17 protein-coding genes and 3 pseudogenes are annotated in these 14912 nt (G+C 61.5%); 13 read left to right on the forward strand and 7 right to left on the reverse strand.

Going from position 1 to position 14912, the window contains the following annotated elements; all coding sequences use genetic code 11:
- The coding region (locus WA702_RS27030) for an ATP-binding protein (RefSeq protein WP_425113604.1) at nt 1-380 on the forward strand (380 nt) is incomplete at its 5' end.
- 221 nt (nt 381-601) lie between these two features.
- Complete coding sequence (locus WA702_RS27035; RefSeq protein ID WP_425113605.1) at nt 602-1000, forward strand: response regulator; 399 nt, start codon at nt 602-604, stop codon at nt 998-1000.
- Nucleotides 1001-1249: 249 nt separating this feature from the next.
- Here WA702_RS27035 and WA702_RS27040 read toward each other — a convergent pair whose 3' ends face one another.
- Both WA702_RS27040 and WA702_RS27045 read right to left on the reverse strand, forming a co-directional pair.
- A complete protein-coding gene (locus WA702_RS27040; protein WP_425113606.1) occupies nt 1250-1672 on the reverse strand; it encodes a hypothetical protein in 423 nt (140 codons plus the stop codon).
- Nucleotides 1673-1939: 267 nt separating this feature from the next.
- Entirely contained in the window at nt 1940-2950 is a 1011-nt protein-coding gene (locus WA702_RS27045) for an alpha/beta fold hydrolase (protein ID WP_425113607.1), read from the reverse strand.
- 235 nt (nt 2951-3185) lie between these two features.
- Between WA702_RS27045 and WA702_RS27050 the strand changes: the two genes are divergently transcribed.
- From WA702_RS27050 to WA702_RS27075, 6 genes and pseudogenes are all read left to right on the forward strand, one after another.
- Nucleotides 3186-3674: an RsbRD N-terminal domain-containing protein gene (locus tag WA702_RS27050; RefSeq protein WP_425113608.1), complete on the forward strand. Its 489-nt coding sequence runs from the start codon at nt 3186-3188 to the stop codon at nt 3672-3674.
- The gene (locus WA702_RS27055) at nt 3634-4131 is read left to right on the forward strand and encodes a sensor histidine kinase (RefSeq protein WP_425113609.1); all 498 of its coding nucleotides are present in this window, start codon (nt 3634-3636) and stop codon (nt 4129-4131) included. The genes WA702_RS27050 and WA702_RS27055 overlap by 41 nt, the downstream gene beginning before the upstream one ends.
- A gap of 75 nt (nt 4132-4206) precedes the next feature.
- The gene (locus WA702_RS27060) at nt 4207-4341 is read left to right on the forward strand and encodes an ATP-binding protein (protein ID WP_425113610.1); all 135 of its coding nucleotides are present in this window, start codon (nt 4207-4209) and stop codon (nt 4339-4341) included.
- A gap of 93 nt (nt 4342-4434) precedes the next feature.
- Nucleotides 4435-4806, forward strand: a complete 372-nt coding sequence (locus WA702_RS27065; RefSeq protein ID WP_425113611.1) for a response regulator — start codon at nt 4435-4437, stop codon at nt 4804-4806.
- A gap of 290 nt (nt 4807-5096) precedes the next feature.
- Nucleotides 5097-5662, forward strand: a pseudogene (locus WA702_RS27070) (alpha/beta fold hydrolase).
- Between the two features lie 8 nt (nt 5663-5670).
- Nucleotides 5671-6791 (forward strand): annotated as a pseudogene (locus WA702_RS27075) (PAS domain-containing sensor histidine kinase).
- A 527-nt stretch (nt 6792-7318) separates the two neighbouring features.
- On the opposite strand, the gene WA702_RS27080 reads toward WA702_RS27075, so the two are convergent.
- The 3 genes from WA702_RS27080 to WA702_RS27090 form a co-directional block, all read right to left on the reverse strand.
- Complete coding sequence (locus tag WA702_RS27080) at nt 7319-7540, reverse strand: hypothetical protein (RefSeq protein WP_425113612.1); 222 nt, start codon at nt 7538-7540, stop codon at nt 7319-7321.
- Nucleotides 7541-7899: 359 nt separating this feature from the next.
- Nucleotides 7900-8223, reverse strand: a complete 324-nt coding sequence (locus WA702_RS27085; RefSeq protein WP_425113613.1) for a hypothetical protein — start codon at nt 8221-8223, stop codon at nt 7900-7902.
- A 165-nt stretch (nt 8224-8388) separates the two neighbouring features.
- Entirely contained in the window at nt 8389-9504 is a 1116-nt protein-coding gene (locus WA702_RS27090; protein ID WP_425113614.1) for a GGDEF domain-containing protein, read from the reverse strand.
- Nucleotides 9505-9982: 478 nt separating this feature from the next.
- On the opposite strand from WA702_RS27090, the gene WA702_RS27095 reads away from it, so the two are divergent.
- Nucleotides 9983-10189 carry a hypothetical protein gene (locus tag WA702_RS27095; RefSeq protein ID WP_425113615.1) on the forward strand — a complete coding sequence of 69 codons (207 nt, stop codon included), beginning with the start codon at nt 9983-9985 and terminating at the stop codon, nt 10187-10189.
- 403 nt (nt 10190-10592) lie between these two features.
- Here WA702_RS27095 and ligD read toward each other — a convergent pair.
- Nucleotides 10593-11480 (reverse strand): annotated as a pseudogene (ligD, locus tag WA702_RS27100) (non-homologous end-joining DNA ligase); the annotation flags it as partial.
- 110 nt (nt 11481-11590) lie between these two features.
- On the opposite strand from ligD, the gene WA702_RS27105 reads away from it, so the two are divergent.
- Entirely contained in the window at nt 11591-11779 is a 189-nt protein-coding gene (locus tag WA702_RS27105) for a DUF3606 domain-containing protein (RefSeq protein WP_425113616.1), read from the forward strand.
- Between the two features lie 15 nt (nt 11780-11794).
- On the opposite strand, the gene WA702_RS27110 is transcribed toward WA702_RS27105, so the two are convergent.
- Nucleotides 11795-12661, reverse strand: a complete 867-nt coding sequence (locus WA702_RS27110; RefSeq protein ID WP_425113617.1) for a 3'-5' exonuclease — start codon at nt 12659-12661, stop codon at nt 11795-11797.
- A 284-nt stretch (nt 12662-12945) separates the two neighbouring features.
- Here WA702_RS27110 and WA702_RS27115 point away from each other — a divergent pair, with 284 nt between their 5' ends.
- Genes WA702_RS27115 through WA702_RS27125 form a run of 3 tightly spaced genes read left to right on the forward strand, consistent with a single transcriptional unit; the run spans nt 12946 to nt 14865 of the window.
- Nucleotides 12946-13875, forward strand: a complete 930-nt coding sequence (locus tag WA702_RS27115) for a Ku protein (RefSeq protein ID WP_425113618.1) — start codon at nt 12946-12948, stop codon at nt 13873-13875.
- A complete protein-coding gene (locus WA702_RS27120; protein WP_425113619.1) occupies nt 13872-14201 on the forward strand; it encodes a hypothetical protein in 330 nt (109 codons plus the stop codon). The genes WA702_RS27115 and WA702_RS27120 overlap by 4 nt, the downstream gene beginning before the upstream one ends.
- Nucleotide 14202: 1 nt before the next feature.
- Nucleotides 14203-14865 (forward strand): HAD family hydrolase, encoded by a 663-nt coding sequence (locus WA702_RS27125; RefSeq protein ID WP_425113620.1) that lies wholly within the window; start codon nt 14203-14205, stop codon nt 14863-14865.
- Nucleotides 14866-14912 lie beyond the last annotated feature (47 nt).

The raw sequence follows: 14912 nt of genomic DNA on the forward strand, positions 1-14912 counted from the left end.
TTTTCGAGCCGTTCTTCACAACCAAGGCTCCAGGCGCAGGGACAGGCCTAGGACTCAGTCAGGTCTACGGCTTTGCTCGGCAATCGTCAGGGCACGTGACTATCCGAAGCGAGCCCGCGAGGGGCACAACGGTCAACCTATATCTGCCCCGATCGAAAGGAACCAAACCTGTTTTGCTGGACGAGCCCAATCGCAGCGTCTTGGAAGGGCGTGGGGAGAAGATACTGGTCGTCGAGGACGATCGAGGGGTCCGCGAGCACTTGTTGGAGATGCTAGGCGATATGAGTTACTCGGTGCTGACGGCCGACAACGCAGAGGCAGCCCTGAAAATCATCGCCGATCCGAAACAACAGATCGATCTCCTGCTGACGATGTCGTGATGCCCGGAAGGAACGGCAGACAACTGGTTGATCGCGCTCTTGCCGAACGTCCTACGCTACAGGTTCTCTTCATGACGGGGTACGGAAGAGATGCCATCGTTCGGGACGGTCGCCTTCATCCCGATGTCGTCCTCATCCAGAAGCCCTTTTCGCCGCCGGAGTTGTCGCTGCGCCTGAGGTCCGTGCTCGATGCTCGCCCAGTCCGCGCGTACGGCACCTAGATGATACTGAACGAGGAAAACTCTCTCTTGAAAGCCACTGAAGCAACCGGCAAATCGTTCCTCCTTGTCGAGGATGAGGCGCTGATCAGGATGATGCTTGCCGACATGCTCGAGGAGCTCGGTCATCGCGTGACCGCGGAAGCCGGAAGCTTGGCTGAGGCGCTTTCGCTCGCGCGGGACGCAGCCTTCGATATTGCGATCCTCGACATCAACCTTGCCGGATCGGTCAGCGTCCCCGCGGCCGAAGTGATAGCGGAACGAGGCATCCCATTCCTTTTCGCGAGCGGCTATTCGGAGGCCGGCCTACCTCGCGCGCTGGGCGATCGGCCGATGCTGCGCAAACCTTTCCAATTGAAGGAGCTGCAGGGAGCCATCCGAGCACTGCTCGGGGCGGGCTGACTGCCAGCTTAGGCGCCCTCGTCGGCGTTGCCGCTGTTGCCGATCCGGTCAAGATCGGCCTCGATCTCCTTGATGATTTCCCGCAGCAGCAGGAACGCGAGCGGGTCCATGCTTTTCGGCGTGCAGACTCCGCAAGCGCGCCAGCTCATCAACTGTCTTCGCATGGGGATCGAGCGCCATGGTCGGAGCTTCGAAGCATATACGTTGCAGGAACCAGTCGAAGAATTCCGGTCGGGTCGCGTCAGGTATTCAGGCATAAAGGGAAAGGGATATCTGCACCTCTCCTCCCTGCGGCAGGGCCTCCTCGTCGTCGAAGCCTTTCATCTGCGTCGTGAGAGGATTGACGAGCCGCGGCGGGCCCCCAACCCATTCTTCAATAACCAGGTTCTCGGCACGGCCACTGCATTTAAGCGTCCGGGGAATCGCGGAATTGCTCGGCAGACTGCCCTTCAACCTCGATATGACTTGCAAGGGAGCGCACGATCCGTAAGGTTTCGCATTCGATGGCGAGTTTCGGCGAGTAGAACGTCTTTTTGGACGTCCTTGCTGCGCCAGTCGGGTGTCGTCCTCGAAATCGATCAAAATGCTTGTGCCCTCCCAAGCCGTGTCGACGGTGCTGAATCTCTTTCCGTCGACGAGAGCCTCCTCCAAGCACTCAATAGGCAGCGACATCTCCCGGCCCGGTGCCGTAGCCGACGCTCTCTGCCATCATTCGGGTCTAACTGCTGCGTTTTCGTCCCGCTTCGGAAGCCGATTGCGCTGTGCCCCCTCAGGGAGCCCAGTAGAGCCCCTTGCAGCAGTATTGGTGAGGGAGGGAAGGTTCGCAGGCCAAGGCGGCTCCTTAAGGCGCGAGACCGTCTGGCGCGGTGGCGACCGCCGACACCGCTCCCCTCACCGTCCGTCCCATTCACGGCCGCCTCGCGACGGCGACTTCCGTCGTCAGTGCAGGGTCCGGGCCGCGGCCTCATCGATTGCCGCCATCACGTCCGAAGTTGCCGATTGCTGGATCATGTGTCCCGCCCCGGCAATCCGATGCAGGGAGCTCTGCTTGATCTCATCGTGCAGCCTGGCGGATTGCTTGTCGATGTCGATCAGCCGATCGCAATCGCCTGCGATGATGACTGTCGGCACATTCAGTCCACTGTAGCCCTTCGATGCCATGAAGGCGGCCGGCACCATCATTGAGGCCTCCGCGGCGGCGGCTCGCATCTGCGAGGGGCGGACCGTCATTTCCATGGGAAAGGCGGCAAATTTCATTGGGACTCGGCTCGGTCCGAACATCTTGCGCAACGTGGCCGGCCACATTAGCCGGCCCACCATCGGCGATAGCGTGTAGCTGAGAATGTCGCCGAGCCCCGGAAGAGCCGATGGCAACGAGGTCACGGCGTCGGTACGCGCGGACGGATAATAATATCCGGATGCGAGCACCAGTGCCTCTACGAACGAGGGATGCCTGGCGGCCAGCTCCACCGCGACCGCCGCTCCCCACGAATGTCCAAGAACGATGGCCCGCTCGACACCGAGGCGCTCGAGCGCTTTCTTGAAGAGATCCGCCTGCGCCGCCGGGGTCCACAGGACGTCCCGGGGGCGGGAGCTATGTCCGAAGCCTGGGCGGTCGAATACGACCGTCCTATACGTCTTGGCGGCCAGATCGATCAGGCCGCTCGATGCGAAATCCTGGATCATGCTGCCGTTGCCGTGAAGAAGAACGAGCGGCCTGCCGCTTCCGCGTTCGACATAATGCAGCCGAACCCCATCGACCTCGATAAATCGTCCACTCGGCGGATTATCGCGTTGCGCCTTCTTTGCAAGCTGCCGGTTTACGAGGGCGGTTGCAGCCAGCAGGAGTGCTGCTGCGGCAGCGACCGTGATGATCGGGTGCCGACGCAACGAAGCCTCGCCCTCGAATTGGGACGCTCGTGACGGAATGCGGTTTCGGGTCGGGGCCATGCGCAACACCTCGGAATGGTCTGCACGATGCCTCAGAACAGTGAGAAATGTTGCAGGGGTTTAGAACCACAACTCCGCAGCTTCGTTCCACGATTGAAGCCATTCGCATGGTCTTGCGGATCACTTCCCAGAGTTCCATGGGCCAAAAAGCAATCTTGTTGGAGCAATTGGGGCGCAGTAATCTCAAAGGAATTGAGGTAGGCTTGATCGACGCTGAGCAAGCGATGGTGGAGCTTTGAGCAATCTAGTCGACGAGATCTCTGGCCAACGCCATGAGCGCCTGGCGGATTTCATCCGCAACAACCAACCCGCCATCATCCAGGAATGGATCGATTTTGCGCAAACGCGTTCACCGGCGAGCGAGGGGATGTCGGAGCTCGCGCTGAAAGACCACATTGTCGATATTCTAAAGTTCATCGCCGCCGACCTGGAGACTCCTCAAACGCTGGCCGAACAGTTCGACAAGTCGCGCGGCATGGACGCCGAAGACGGTTCGTTTCGCAAGAGCGCGGCAGAGGTACACGCGGCGCTCCGCCTTGCAGACGGCTTCGACATCGATCAGATGGTCTCGGAATATCGAGCGTTGCGGGCGAGCGTGGTAAAGCAGTGGTGGCAACCACAGGAGCCTCGAAAGCACCGATCTAGCGGACCTCACCCGGTTCAACGAAGCGATCGATCAGGCTGTGACGGAATCGGTCGCCCACTACACCAAACCAATCAATAACTCCCGGAATCTGTTTCTGGGCATCCTTGGTCACGACCTGCGGAACCCGATTGGCGCAGCTTCAATGGCCGCACAGTGGATGAAGCGGTCTGGGACGCTGGATCCAAAGCAGGCCAAAATTGTCTCCGATCTCGTCCGGACTACGTACCGGGCGACGCGAATTCTGGATGATCTGCTCGATCTTGCTCGCTCATCTTTCGGAACCGACATCCCGATCGCAAACTCACAAACGGACCTGGCCTCGCTATGTCGCGCAATTGCCGACGAACTGCGAAGCGTCAACGAAAAGCAGACGCTCACAGTCGTTCAGGAAGGTGATCCGAACGGCCTTTGGGATCCGGCAAGAATGGGCCAGGTCCTCTCCAACTTGATGGGCAACGCAGTCCAATACAGCGACGGAACGAGGCCGGTCTCCGTGACCATATCTGGCAACGACCCCCCTCGCTTTAGCCGTTAGCGTTCACAATTTTGGTCCCGCAATACCTGCTGAAAGTCAAAGGGCAATTTTCCAGTCGTGGATAGGGGCCAAGAATTGGGTGACCGCGCCCATCTCGGGCTCGGTCTCTACATCGCGAAGCTGATCGTCGAAGCCCATGGCGGCAAGATCGTCGTCACCTCCGGCGAAAAGACCGGCACGACGTTCACATTTCGCCTTCCTCGTTCCTAACTGGTCGCTGATTTCGGTGGCAAAACGCAAGCGATTGATCTTTGGGAACAATATCTTGGCAACGCGCTTGGCAGCGTAGAGGATTGCACCGAAATGGCGTATTCGAGCCCCGTCATATTGATCGTCGAGGATGAGTACCTACTGCGGATGGATTCCGTCGAGGTGCTCGAAGACGCGGGCTTTGAAGTGATTTCGGCGGCCAATGCCGACGAAGCCATCGCCATTCTCGCAGTCCGCTCCGACATCCACGTTGTCTTCACCGATGTTCAGATGCCGGGTTCGATGGATGGGTTGAAGCTTGCACGCTTCGTCCGCGACCGCTGGCCGCCGATCAAGATCGTCGCGACGTCCGGTCGCGTCCACATCGAAGATGACGATTTGCCGGCCGGCAGCGTGTTTTTGCCTAAGCCGTATCGTAGCGCCCACGTCGTCGGAGTTCTGCGGGAGCTCACAGGAACGACCTGATTGGCCCCGACTCTCAAGTTGGCAACCACGTCGGTATCGCATGCACCGAGAACCGGCAGCCGGCGAAGCTCTCCGGGTTGGGTTCTGAAGCGACGGTCCCAGCCGAGAGGCTCCCCCATCGTCGCCCGCCGATGCTCACTCCCTCCACCGGAGTGCATTGCCAACTCGGACCTGGCGGCACGACAGGGGTTACCCGCTAGACAGCGAGAGCACCTCCTCGCCATCGGCCTCGCCACGCGCTAACGAGGCCAGCTAGATTGGTCATCGGGTCGCAAATTGGAAGGAAAGCAATGGCGGGAGCCATCGAGCGAAACAACGTGCACGTCAGCGGCACCGGCGGCGACGCGATGATGTTCGCCCATGGCTTCAGCTGCGACCAGAACATGTGGCGCTTCGTGGCGCCTACATTCGAGAAGGATTTCCGGACGATCCTTTTCGACCACGTCGGCGCAGGCGAGGCGGCTTCAGTGCGACGCAGATCGAGGAGTTGCTGCAGTTCCTGGACTCGAACCATATGGGCTGGTCGGCGCAGATGGCGCCCATGATCATGGGCAACCCGGACCGGCCGGAGCTCGGCCAGGACTTGACCAACAGCTTCTGCAGGACTGATCCGGAGATTGCCAGAGCATTCGCCCGCGTGACGTTTACGTCCGACAACCGCGACGATCTCGCCCGGGTGGCCCTCTCTACTCTGATCCTTCAATGCAGCGAGGACATCATCGCATCAGAGGAGGTCGGCGAGTTCGTGTACCGCACCCTCCCGAACAGCCGAATGATCGTGTTGAAAGCCACCGGACATTGCCGGAATCTCAGCGCTCCCGAACAAGTGGTCTCCGCGATGCGAACCTTCGTTTGACGCCGAGCATGGACCAGAGTTCGTTCGATTTCGAGGACATGATCGAAAACGCTCCATGCGGATACGTTTCGCTGACGCCAGCTGGCCGCGTGGAATATGTGAACCGCACCTTCCTGGAGTGAAGTGGCTATTCGGCCGATCGGATGCTCGGTCAGCGGTTTAGCGATTTCCTTACCATGGCGGGGCGCATCTACTACGAAACCCATATCGCGCCCCTGCTGCGCATGCAGGCGGCCTTCGAGGAGTTTGCCATCGACGCGGTGGGGTTGGATGGCAAGCCGATGCAGATGATCGCGAACGCGAGCGAACGGCGCGACGCGGCGGGCAAACCGCTGTCCATACGCCTCGTGCTCATCAGGGCGACCGACCGCCTTCGCTATGAACAGGAGCTGATCGGGGCGAGAGAACTGGCCCGGGCCGCCGAGAAGGTGTCGGCCGACGAACTGCATAATGAGCACAATGTTTCCGAGCTGCGCGAGCAGTTCATCGCCGTTCTCGGGCACGATCTGCGCAACCCGCTTGCTTCCATCAGCGCCGGTGCACGCATCCTGGACCGGACGGCTCAGACCGAAAAGGAACGTCAGGTCATCGCCATGATGCAGACGACCGTGATGGAATGGCAGGACTGATGGACGACGTGCTCGACCTGGCACGTGGCCGGCTCGGGGGCGGTATCGGTCTGAACCGCGATGCGAGCAAGCCTCTCGAGCCGATCCTCGCGCAGGTCGTCGATGAACTGAGGCTTGCCTCCCCCGGCCGGACGATCGAAACCGAGTTCAAGATCGATCGTCCCGTCGACTGCGACCGGTCCCGATTAGGCCAGATGCTTTCCAATCTGGTCGGAAACGCGCTGACGCACGGAGCTTCCAGCAAGCCCGTGATCGTTCATGCTCAGACGCGAGAAGGACTGTTCGAAATCTGGGTATCCAATGCAGGCCCACCGATCCCGGAAGCCGCCATGGACAAGTTGTTCGAGCCGTTCTTCAGAGGGAACGCGCATGCCAGCCGGCAAGGTCTCGGGCTCGGGCTCTACATCGCCTCGCAGATCGCGAAGGCGCATGGAGGGGAGCTTAGCGTCAGTTCGACGTTAGAGGAGACGCGATTTACGTTCACCATGCCTCTTGGTTAAGCTATGGCGTCCCCTCGCGTTTAGCCAGAGTTTCCTCGCTACGTGCGTTTCTTAGCCAGCAACACAGCGAGATGTCTGCAGGGCTTGTCAGCCGCGCGCTAAATATCTATTTTCGATGCGGATCTCGCCGCGGCTGAGCAGATCGCGCGAGAGCCTGCGTGAACGGCCGTCATCGATTTCTTGCCTCCGCAGCGAGCCGATTTCGGACACCCGCGCAGCTCGCCCAAAGGGCGTGACGTGTACGTCGGACCGTAGTTCTCCGTCTGGAGAACAACCTCCGGGTTCCGTAGTTCTCCTACCGTGAACATGGCCGGAATACGAGGTTGCATCAGTCGGCGGCCCCTTTCTCTCCCGTCGAATGCGTCCGGCGACCTCTGTCACGTTCGGTGTCAACATCAACCGGGCCCGCTGCCCGGCCCGAAAGCCGCGCTAGACCTATCCGGTTGCTCCGGGAAAGCGGGTGCCTCGCCGGAACAGGACAGCACTCATGCAGATAGAATTCCCTGTACGCTGTAGTGCCCGCGTCGTCAGTCGCGATGGTGTCGCTGCCGCTCAAGTTCCAGCTCAACTTTCTCGGCAATCATCCAAGCCAATCGAGCGGCGGTATGCTCGTCACCGATATCGGCCGCGGTGTTCATCTCGGCAAGCCAGCTTTCGATGGTCAATTTAGCAGCGGGATCGATGCTATGGGGGACGGTCTCTCGAAGGGCCTCCACATATCCGTGTAGGTCCATGCGGGTCGCACTCATCAGTCGATCCTTTGCGTCGAGCAACCCTTCGGCGGAGCGCCGATTTTAGCCCACAGGCAAAACTGCTGTTGCCGACCCTTTGTTCCCGCCATGATCCTTTCCCGCCCCTGATGATCGCAGACGCGTGCGGACTCTCTTGGCGCGGACTTGCATTCCGGAGGCTCCATCGCCTCTCCCCGCCAGGTGCGGACGCGGAGCGGCAGCTCCCCACGCATGCTTCGCCGTGGCGACGAACCGATTGACTTGCAAAAAATGCCGCTGCCGCCCTCGTGCGGCAGATGATGCTGGACAAAGAAGACGAGGTGTCCCAGGCCCGCACCTTTTCGCACACGGAATAGGCTGCGCGGCTTGGCCGTAGATCAGCTTTTGACCGCCTTAAGAGCAAGCACGTCGGCCGGCTCGATGCTTTCGATCTCGATTGCCTGCACGACCAGGGCCGGGCCGACGTCAGGCAGCACGTGGAGCTCGCCGAACATCCTTCCGGACGAAAAAGCTGCTTCACCTTGCAGCTCGGTTTTCGGCTCGGAGACGTCGGTTCCGAAATTGGTGCTGACGATCACGCCGACAGCGAAGTCGCCCGACCTGAGCTCCATCTTCGCGCGCCGACCGCCGAAATAAGCGGCGCACATCATGATCGTGCGCACATGTTTGAGCTCACCGGGCGAGGTTGTCCAGACATGCATCGAGCCAGGTCCCACTGTCGTCTGTGTCGCTCTCCTGATGATGACGAGGATATCGGCGCACGCGGTCCGGATCAATCATTTGAGATGCCCCGGCCGACAAGCCAACTTGTCCCAGCCTCGGAGGGCTGCTGGACGAAGGGGACATACCCAGGAAGCTTCCGTGACCTAGCCGATCACGCGGTCTCTTCCGGCGTCCTTGGCTCTGTAGAGAGCTACATCCGCTCGGGCGAGGACATCGTCCGGCGCTTCGTCCGCCCTGAGTTGAGCGACGCCCGCCGACATGGTCACCGCGAGCCCATCGCCGATCGCGCCCCAGTTCATTCCGCGAACGATTTGTCTTATCCGATCAACCACATCGACAGCTTGATCTCCTGGCAGCCCCGGCAGGATCACAAGGAATTCCTCCCCACCGTAGCGGCCCAGCCTGTCCACGTCTCGGATATTGGCGACCACCGAGACGGCGAAGCTCCTCAGCACCTCATCGCCTACCGGATGTCCGTAACCGTCATTGATCCTTTTGAAGAGATCGAGGTCGATGATCGCCACGGAACAGGACATCCCGTTGCGCTGGGCGCGCGCAACCTCTTCGTTCAGCGCCCGCATGATGTACCGGCGGCTCAGGACGCCGGTAAGTTCATCGATCTGCGCCAGCTCCTCGATCCGCGCGTGCGCCTCCTCGAGCTCGTTGCCCCTCTTGTACAGCATCTCTCGCAGCGAACTGCCGTAGAGCCCGGTAAAGGCGCAGCGCCCCAGCGCCGTGACGAAGCAGAGCAGAGCCAACTGGCGCTCGGTGAGCGTAGCCATCGGCATCGCGATCGGCCTGTCGGTGCAAATGAACAGGAAGGTCAAGCCGACCGCCGAGAAGGTCCAAACTGCGCTCGCTTGTCTCGCGCTCATCCGCAGCGCGCCGAAGCCCAGCACGATGAAGATGATGCTGACGAAGTAGAATCCGATTTCGGGCGCCAGATAGACGGCCGTCAGCTGAATGGCGATGCTACCGAAGCTCTGAGGGACCGTCAGGTAGTGGTCCTTGAAGCGGTCCGTCAGGTGCAGCTCGGAAGCTGCCCACATCAGGGCGGTCCAGGCGGTGCCGCCCGCGGCATACCCCGCCGCCACCCAAGCGTCTGTCGTCCCTGCCAAGTAGTACAGCGACAGTATAGCGGAATCCAACAGGAAGCTGGAGGCTTGCGCGACATACATCGGCCGGCGCTGGCGCGCGCGTCCAGCTGCTTCCTTCGTTACCTGTCTGGGGGCCGAAAACCCGGTTAAGGCCTGTGCCATGGAAGCAATTTTCTAAAGCTACAGGAAAGCGGATTCCGGTTAAGATTGGCTTCTCGTCAGGATCAGATTGCGGGCGAGAGAACGGCCCCGCCATCGACATGGCTCGGTGCGAGGCAATTCAGCTGCCGCTGCTCCGTCAGCTGAATGTCCGGATGATCTAACGATCCATGCGCCGAGCTTTTGCACCGGTTTCTTGGCACCGCTGAATGCCAGTGGGGCGTAACCGCTTGGAGCGCTGTGGTCCAGCCTCGTTCCCGTCACTTGTGCGGGCTCGGCCGGCCGGCACAACGAGCATCCACTTCATTCGCGCCCTGCCCCGGGTGCGCCCTGTTTCAGCACGCGCAGGTCTCTCGGTTTGCCATGAAACACCAGAAGGACGGCTCAGCATACGCCCTCATGGTGCCACCGTTCGAATGCCAGTCCGGCCGTGAAATCCTGTGGCCGAGGCTTGGTTCCGGCCGTACCGGCGAACCTTCAGATGATCGTCGCGATTGCTGGGGCGGTCCTGCTCCCCGTCGGCTTCGGCCTGCCTCGCGGATCGACGCTGCACAATCCGCTTGTGGCCTCAGGCGCATTCGCAGGATTCACCGGGGCGATCCTGTTTTTTCTGATGTTCGTGCAGGGCGAAACCCCTCGCGGGATCTCCGATGGAAAGACCTGTTCGCAGGCTCTGCCCCGCAGCTGAAACCGCGCCCGAGCGAGTAGCTTGTCGACCGGTTGCTAGGCTTCTGCTTAACCCCGCGACCGCAAAGCAGCTCCGGGTGAGCCCGATGGGCTGGTCGGCCGTCCGTAGCTTGCAATCGATCCTCTCGCAAGGCGGGCCAATCCTTCAATTGCGTGTCAGGACGATCGAGAGGAACCGGGAGCTGGGCGAGGCTCGGTGCGAGCTCGTCCTTCCGGAACGGCTTCGTCAGCCTCACGAGCGACGGTTCGACCCCATCAACCTAGGGGTATCCGGAAACGAGGAGAACTCCGATTTCCGGGCGGAGCTGCCGGACTGTCCGTGCAAGTTCGGATCCGTCCATTCCGGGCATGAGATGGTCCGTCACGAGCACACATCGAAGCTGCCGCCGCTCCGCACACCAGCCGTGCCGGACCTTTCCCTCGGCCGACTTCGCGCGGTACTCGATCTCCGCGAGCAGCTTCGGCTCGACCCAGACGCCCTTGTGGGCGATCCTGCTTGGCGTAGGGCTGGGTCTTGCGAACGAGCGGCTCCAATCTTCTCCGGAGCTCCGCGGTCGATGTCTTGTCGAAGCCATGGTCGACCTTGCCGGCGTAGACCAGGTCCGGTCCCTTGCGCCTGCCGACGTAGAGGCCGTCCCACTTGGTGCCGTCGAGGGCGAAGCCCGCGATCGTCAGCGTCTCCCGCTGCGCGCAGGTCTTTTTTACCCAATTATTGCCGCGACCGCTGACATAGGTGCTGTCCCGGACCTTCGATACCACGCCCTCGAGCCCGAGCTTGCAGGCGTGCGCGAACATATCTGCGCCTTCGATCTCGAAGCTTTCGCTGAACTGGACGTCGGTGCCGGCGACGATCTTTTTGAGCTCCGCCTTCCGCTGGTGAAGAGGGAGCTTCCTCAGGTCGCGGCCGTTCAGGTAGAGCAAGTCGAAGGCGACGAGGACGATGCGCTTCGAACTTCCCCTCAGCTCGTTCTGCAGCACCGAGAAATCCGTGGAGCCGTCGGCAGCGGGCACGACGATCTCGCCGTCGATCACCGCGGAGCTTGCCTTGATCCGCCAGGCGTCGCTGGCGACCTTCTTGAATCGATTGGTCCAGTCATGGCCGCGCCGGGTGAAGATCTTCACCGCTTCGTTGTGAAGGTGGGCCTGGACGCGGTAGCCGTCGAACTTGATTTCGTGAATCCAGCGGGACCCGGACGGCACCTTCCCGATGGAAGATGCCAGGGCCGGCTCGACGAAATCGGGAACGACGCCTTGACGCCGATGTCGGCAGGCTTCCTACGCGCAAACGCCACGAACCAACTCCACGCAACAAACGTGATTCAAGGTGGCACATGCGGAATCGTTCCGGAACCAGTGAATCCTTGTGACGTTGCTTCGGCATCGTTCAACAAAGGAGCCGACCATGGCAAAGGCAGCGAAGAAGAAAACCGCTCGGGGGCGCAAACAGGACCGGGCCCGCGTGGCCGGCGGGCAGAAGTACGAAGTCGGCTACGAGGCGAAGAAGACCGGCCGCTCGGCTTCCGCAGTCAAGAAGGCGGTCAAGAAGGTCGGCAACTCCCGCAAGCGTGTCGAGAAGCGGCTCGCTCGGTAGTCGGGGTCCTGCCGGCTAGATGCGGCTGCTGAACCTGTTGAACGCGGTCAGCCGCTGCACGCTGGGCTCGACGTCGCGCATGTATATCTCGGCCCGCAGGAAGGCGATCTCGTCGTCGTAGGCGGTCTCGTCGATGTCTCTGAACCAAGACTTGGGTCTCCCGTCGCTGCCGTCGTTCCAGCGGTAGCCGCGCTTCTTCAACGTGTCCTTGAGCTCGAACGGCGACTGCTCCGCCCAGATGCGCACCGTCGGCTTGCGGGCGGTCTCGAGCAGGAGCGCGAGCGCCGGCGCGCCGGTCGTTGGCAGCGTGACGTCCAGGATCTCCAGCAGGGCATGGCAGTCGTCAACGGCCCGATGGGCGTGATGGAAGTAGCCGGCCCCGTTCAGCAGATATCCGAGCTGCGCCCCCGCGAAGCCGTGCTTTCGCCAGTCGATCTCGGTCGCGCTGCAGCCCCAGGCCATGCCTTCGAAGACCGGCCAGTACCTCTCCGTGAACTTGCGGTCGAAAGCGGAATTGTGCGCGATTGTGATCAAACCGTCCCCGACGAAGGCCGCGACCGCCGCATCGTCGAATCTATGACCGGCCACCATTTCGTTCGTAATGCCGGTGATCGCCGTTATGTCAGCGTGGATCGGCACCGTCGGTTCATTGAAGGCCGAAAATACATCTCTGACGCCGAGGATGCGTCCGTCCGCCGTGTAGTCGAATTTGACCATGCCGAGCTCGATGATCTCGTCCTTGGCGTGGTCGAGACCGGTGGTCTCGGTGTCGAGCAGAATACCCGTCTTGACGTCCTGCCCGACGGCCGGCGTGTATGGCGCTCGGGCGACCAGGCGCCGCAGCACCCGGTAGTCCGAGGACCGTCCCAGCGCCTGGGCCATGCCGGCCAGGTCGGCTGGATCGAGGAAGCTCTCGTCTCATAGGGGTCTCGGCAAAGCGATCATGTTGGATGACCATACCGGCGGCGCGGGCCACGAGGTACTCCGAAATCAGGCGATTCACGTCATTTTGGAGCCCATTCGCTCGCTTCGGTCGTGCTGCGGGTGGGCCCGCTACGCGCCGGGGTCCGGACCAAATTTTCTCGGCGCCGACGCCGACCTGGTGTCGGAACCGATGAGCCTCATTCGTCTTGAATCCAGGCACCGTCACCTGGAGTTCCGCGTACATGGCCCCCCGTGCCAACTGGAAAGGCTTCCTTCGGCTGTCCCTGGTCACCTGCCCGGTGGCGCTTTATCCGGCGACGTCCGAGTCCGAGAAGATCAGCTTCAACCAGCTGAACCGGGCGACCGGCCACCGCATCAAATACCTGAAGGTCGATGCGGACACCGGCGACGAGGTGGCCAATGAGGACATCGTCAAGGGCTACAAGGTCGACACCGACACCTTCATCGAGGTCACTAAGGAAGAACTCGAGAACGTCGCCCTGGAATCCACCCGGACGATCGAGATCGACGAGTTCGTCGACCGCAGCGATATCGATCCGCGCTACCTGATCCGTCCCTACTACCTGCGTCCGGACGGCAAGGTCGGCCACGACGCCTTTGCGGTGATCCGCGAGACCATCCGCGAGATGGACAAGGTCGCCATCGGCCGCGTCGTGCTGACCAACCGAGAGCACATCATCGCGCTGGAGCCGCTGGACAAGGGCCTGATGGGGACGCTGTTGCGCTACCCCTACGAAGTGCGGGACCCGGCCGAATACTTCGACGAGATCCAGGACGTGAAGGTCACGAAGGACATGCTCGACCTCGCACGGCACATCGTCGAGCAGAAGGCCGGAAACTTCGAACCGGACAAGTTCGAGGACCAGTACGAAACGGCGCTGGTCGATCTCATCAACCAGAAGCGCGCCGGCAAGCCGATCACCCCCAAGGAGCGCCCGCGCGGCGAGAACGTCGTCGACCTTATGGACGCGCTGCGCAAGAGCGTCGGTGGCGCCGCGGCGGATACCAAGGCCCCCAAGAAGCCGGCCAAGAAAGCCAAGAAGGCCGCGCCCGGCCAAAAGGAGATGCTGATGCCCATTGCCGGCAAGAAGCCGGCGAAGGAGACCGCTTCGAAGAAGCCGGCGGCAGGGGCTCGGCGGAAGTCGGCGTGAAGCACCCGGAGACCCCGGATGGCAGATATTTCGTCGTCCGCGGACGACTGTGGCGGATGGCCAACCCGGATCTCGACAAAGACCAACGATTGAAATTGGTGAAGCAGCTGATGGCGGCGAGGCGAGCCGTCCGGCACGCGAAAGCCAAACAGGATCCGCCTGCCGAAGTGGCGGCGCATCGGGCCGTTGACGACGCCAAGCGGGAGCTTGGCGAACGCGGTCCGGTCTGGTGGAAGGACGGCGCTCCCGACCTCAACCGGCACATGGCGAAGAATACGCCCTACGCCGACTGGTACGCCAAGCTCGCTCGAGATGGAGGACATTGATATGCCGAAGGCAGCTATCTTCGACCTGGACGGCACGCTTCTGGACTCGGTCGATTTCCACGCGCTCGCGTGGCAGGAAGCCTTGGTGAAGTTCGGCCACGACGTGAGCTTCGAAGAAGCACGGAGCCAGATCGGAAAAGGCGGAGACAAGCTCATTCCCGTATTCCTGTCGGCCGACGAACAACGAGACCATGGCAAGGAGATGGAGGAATGGCGCGGTAAGCGGTTCAAGTCCGAATATTTGCCGCTTGTACGACCGTTCTCGGCAGTCCCGGACCTGCTTACGCGGCTACGGGATGCTGGGGTTCGGGTCGCCGTCGCTTCCTCGGCCAAGAACGATGAACTCGACCAGTACCTCGATATCGCGCGCATTGCCGGCCTGGTGGATGTGTCGACCTCGTCAGATGACGTGAAGGAATCGAAGCCCGCCCCCGACATCTTCGAGGCCGCTATCCACAGGCTCAAAATTCGGGGCGGCGACGCAGTCGCGATCGGCGACACGCCCTATGATGCCGAAGCGGCGGGTAAAGCCGGGATCCCGACCATCGGCGTGCTGTGTGGCGGGTTCACCGAACAGACGCTGAGGCAAGCCGGATGCATCGAGATATATCCTGGCCCGGCCGCGCTCTTCGCATGCTTTGAGAGTTCCCCGCTGGCAAGGTAGGCGGGTTCCCGTTCCGGCGCGTTCGGGAACCAGGTTCCATTGATCGT

It is taken from the genome of Bradyrhizobium sp., assembly GCF_049798375.1.
Lineage (GTDB): Bacteria > Pseudomonadota > Alphaproteobacteria > Rhizobiales > Xanthobacteraceae > Bradyrhizobium.

What these genes read in the sequence shown, in the direction of transcription:
- WA702_RS27105 (WP_425113616.1), top strand. Translation starts at nt 11,591, where the DNA reads ATGGCAAAGGCAGCGAAGAAGAAAACCGCTCGGGGGCGCAAACAGGAC.
- WA702_RS27110 (WP_425113617.1), bottom strand. Translation starts at nt 12,661, where the DNA reads ATGGCCCAGGCGCTGGGACGGTCCTCGGACTACCGGGTGCTGCGGCGC.
- WA702_RS27045 (WP_425113607.1), bottom strand. Translation starts at nt 2,950, where the DNA reads ATGGCCCCGACCCGAAACCGCATTCCGTCACGAGCGTCCCAATTCGAG.
- WA702_RS27125 (WP_425113620.1), top strand. Translation starts at nt 14,203, where the DNA reads ATGCCGAAGGCAGCTATCTTCGACCTGGACGGCACGCTTCTGGACTCG.
- WA702_RS27080 (WP_425113612.1), bottom strand. Translation starts at nt 7,540, where the DNA reads ATGAGTGCGACCCGCATGGACCTACACGGATATGTGGAGGCCCTTCGA.
- WA702_RS27085 (WP_425113613.1), bottom strand. Translation starts at nt 8,223, where the DNA reads ATGCATGTCTGGACAACCTCGCCCGGTGAGCTCAAACATGTGCGCACG.
- WA702_RS27065 (WP_425113611.1), top strand. Translation starts at nt 4,435, where the DNA reads ATGGCGTATTCGAGCCCCGTCATATTGATCGTCGAGGATGAGTACCTA.
- WA702_RS27090 (WP_425113614.1), bottom strand. Translation starts at nt 9,504, where the DNA reads ATGGCACAGGCCTTAACCGGGTTTTCGGCCCCCAGACAGGTAACGAAG.
- WA702_RS27040 (WP_425113606.1), bottom strand. Translation starts at nt 1,672, where the DNA reads ATGTCGCTGCCTATTGAGTGCTTGGAGGAGGCTCTCGTCGACGGAAAG.
- WA702_RS27115 (WP_425113618.1), top strand. Translation starts at nt 12,946, where the DNA reads ATGGCCCCCCGTGCCAACTGGAAAGGCTTCCTTCGGCTGTCCCTGGTC.
- WA702_RS27095 (WP_425113615.1), top strand. Translation starts at nt 9,983, where the DNA reads ATGATCGTCGCGATTGCTGGGGCGGTCCTGCTCCCCGTCGGCTTCGGC.
- WA702_RS27035 (WP_425113605.1), top strand. Translation starts at nt 602, where the DNA reads ATGATACTGAACGAGGAAAACTCTCTCTTGAAAGCCACTGAAGCAACC.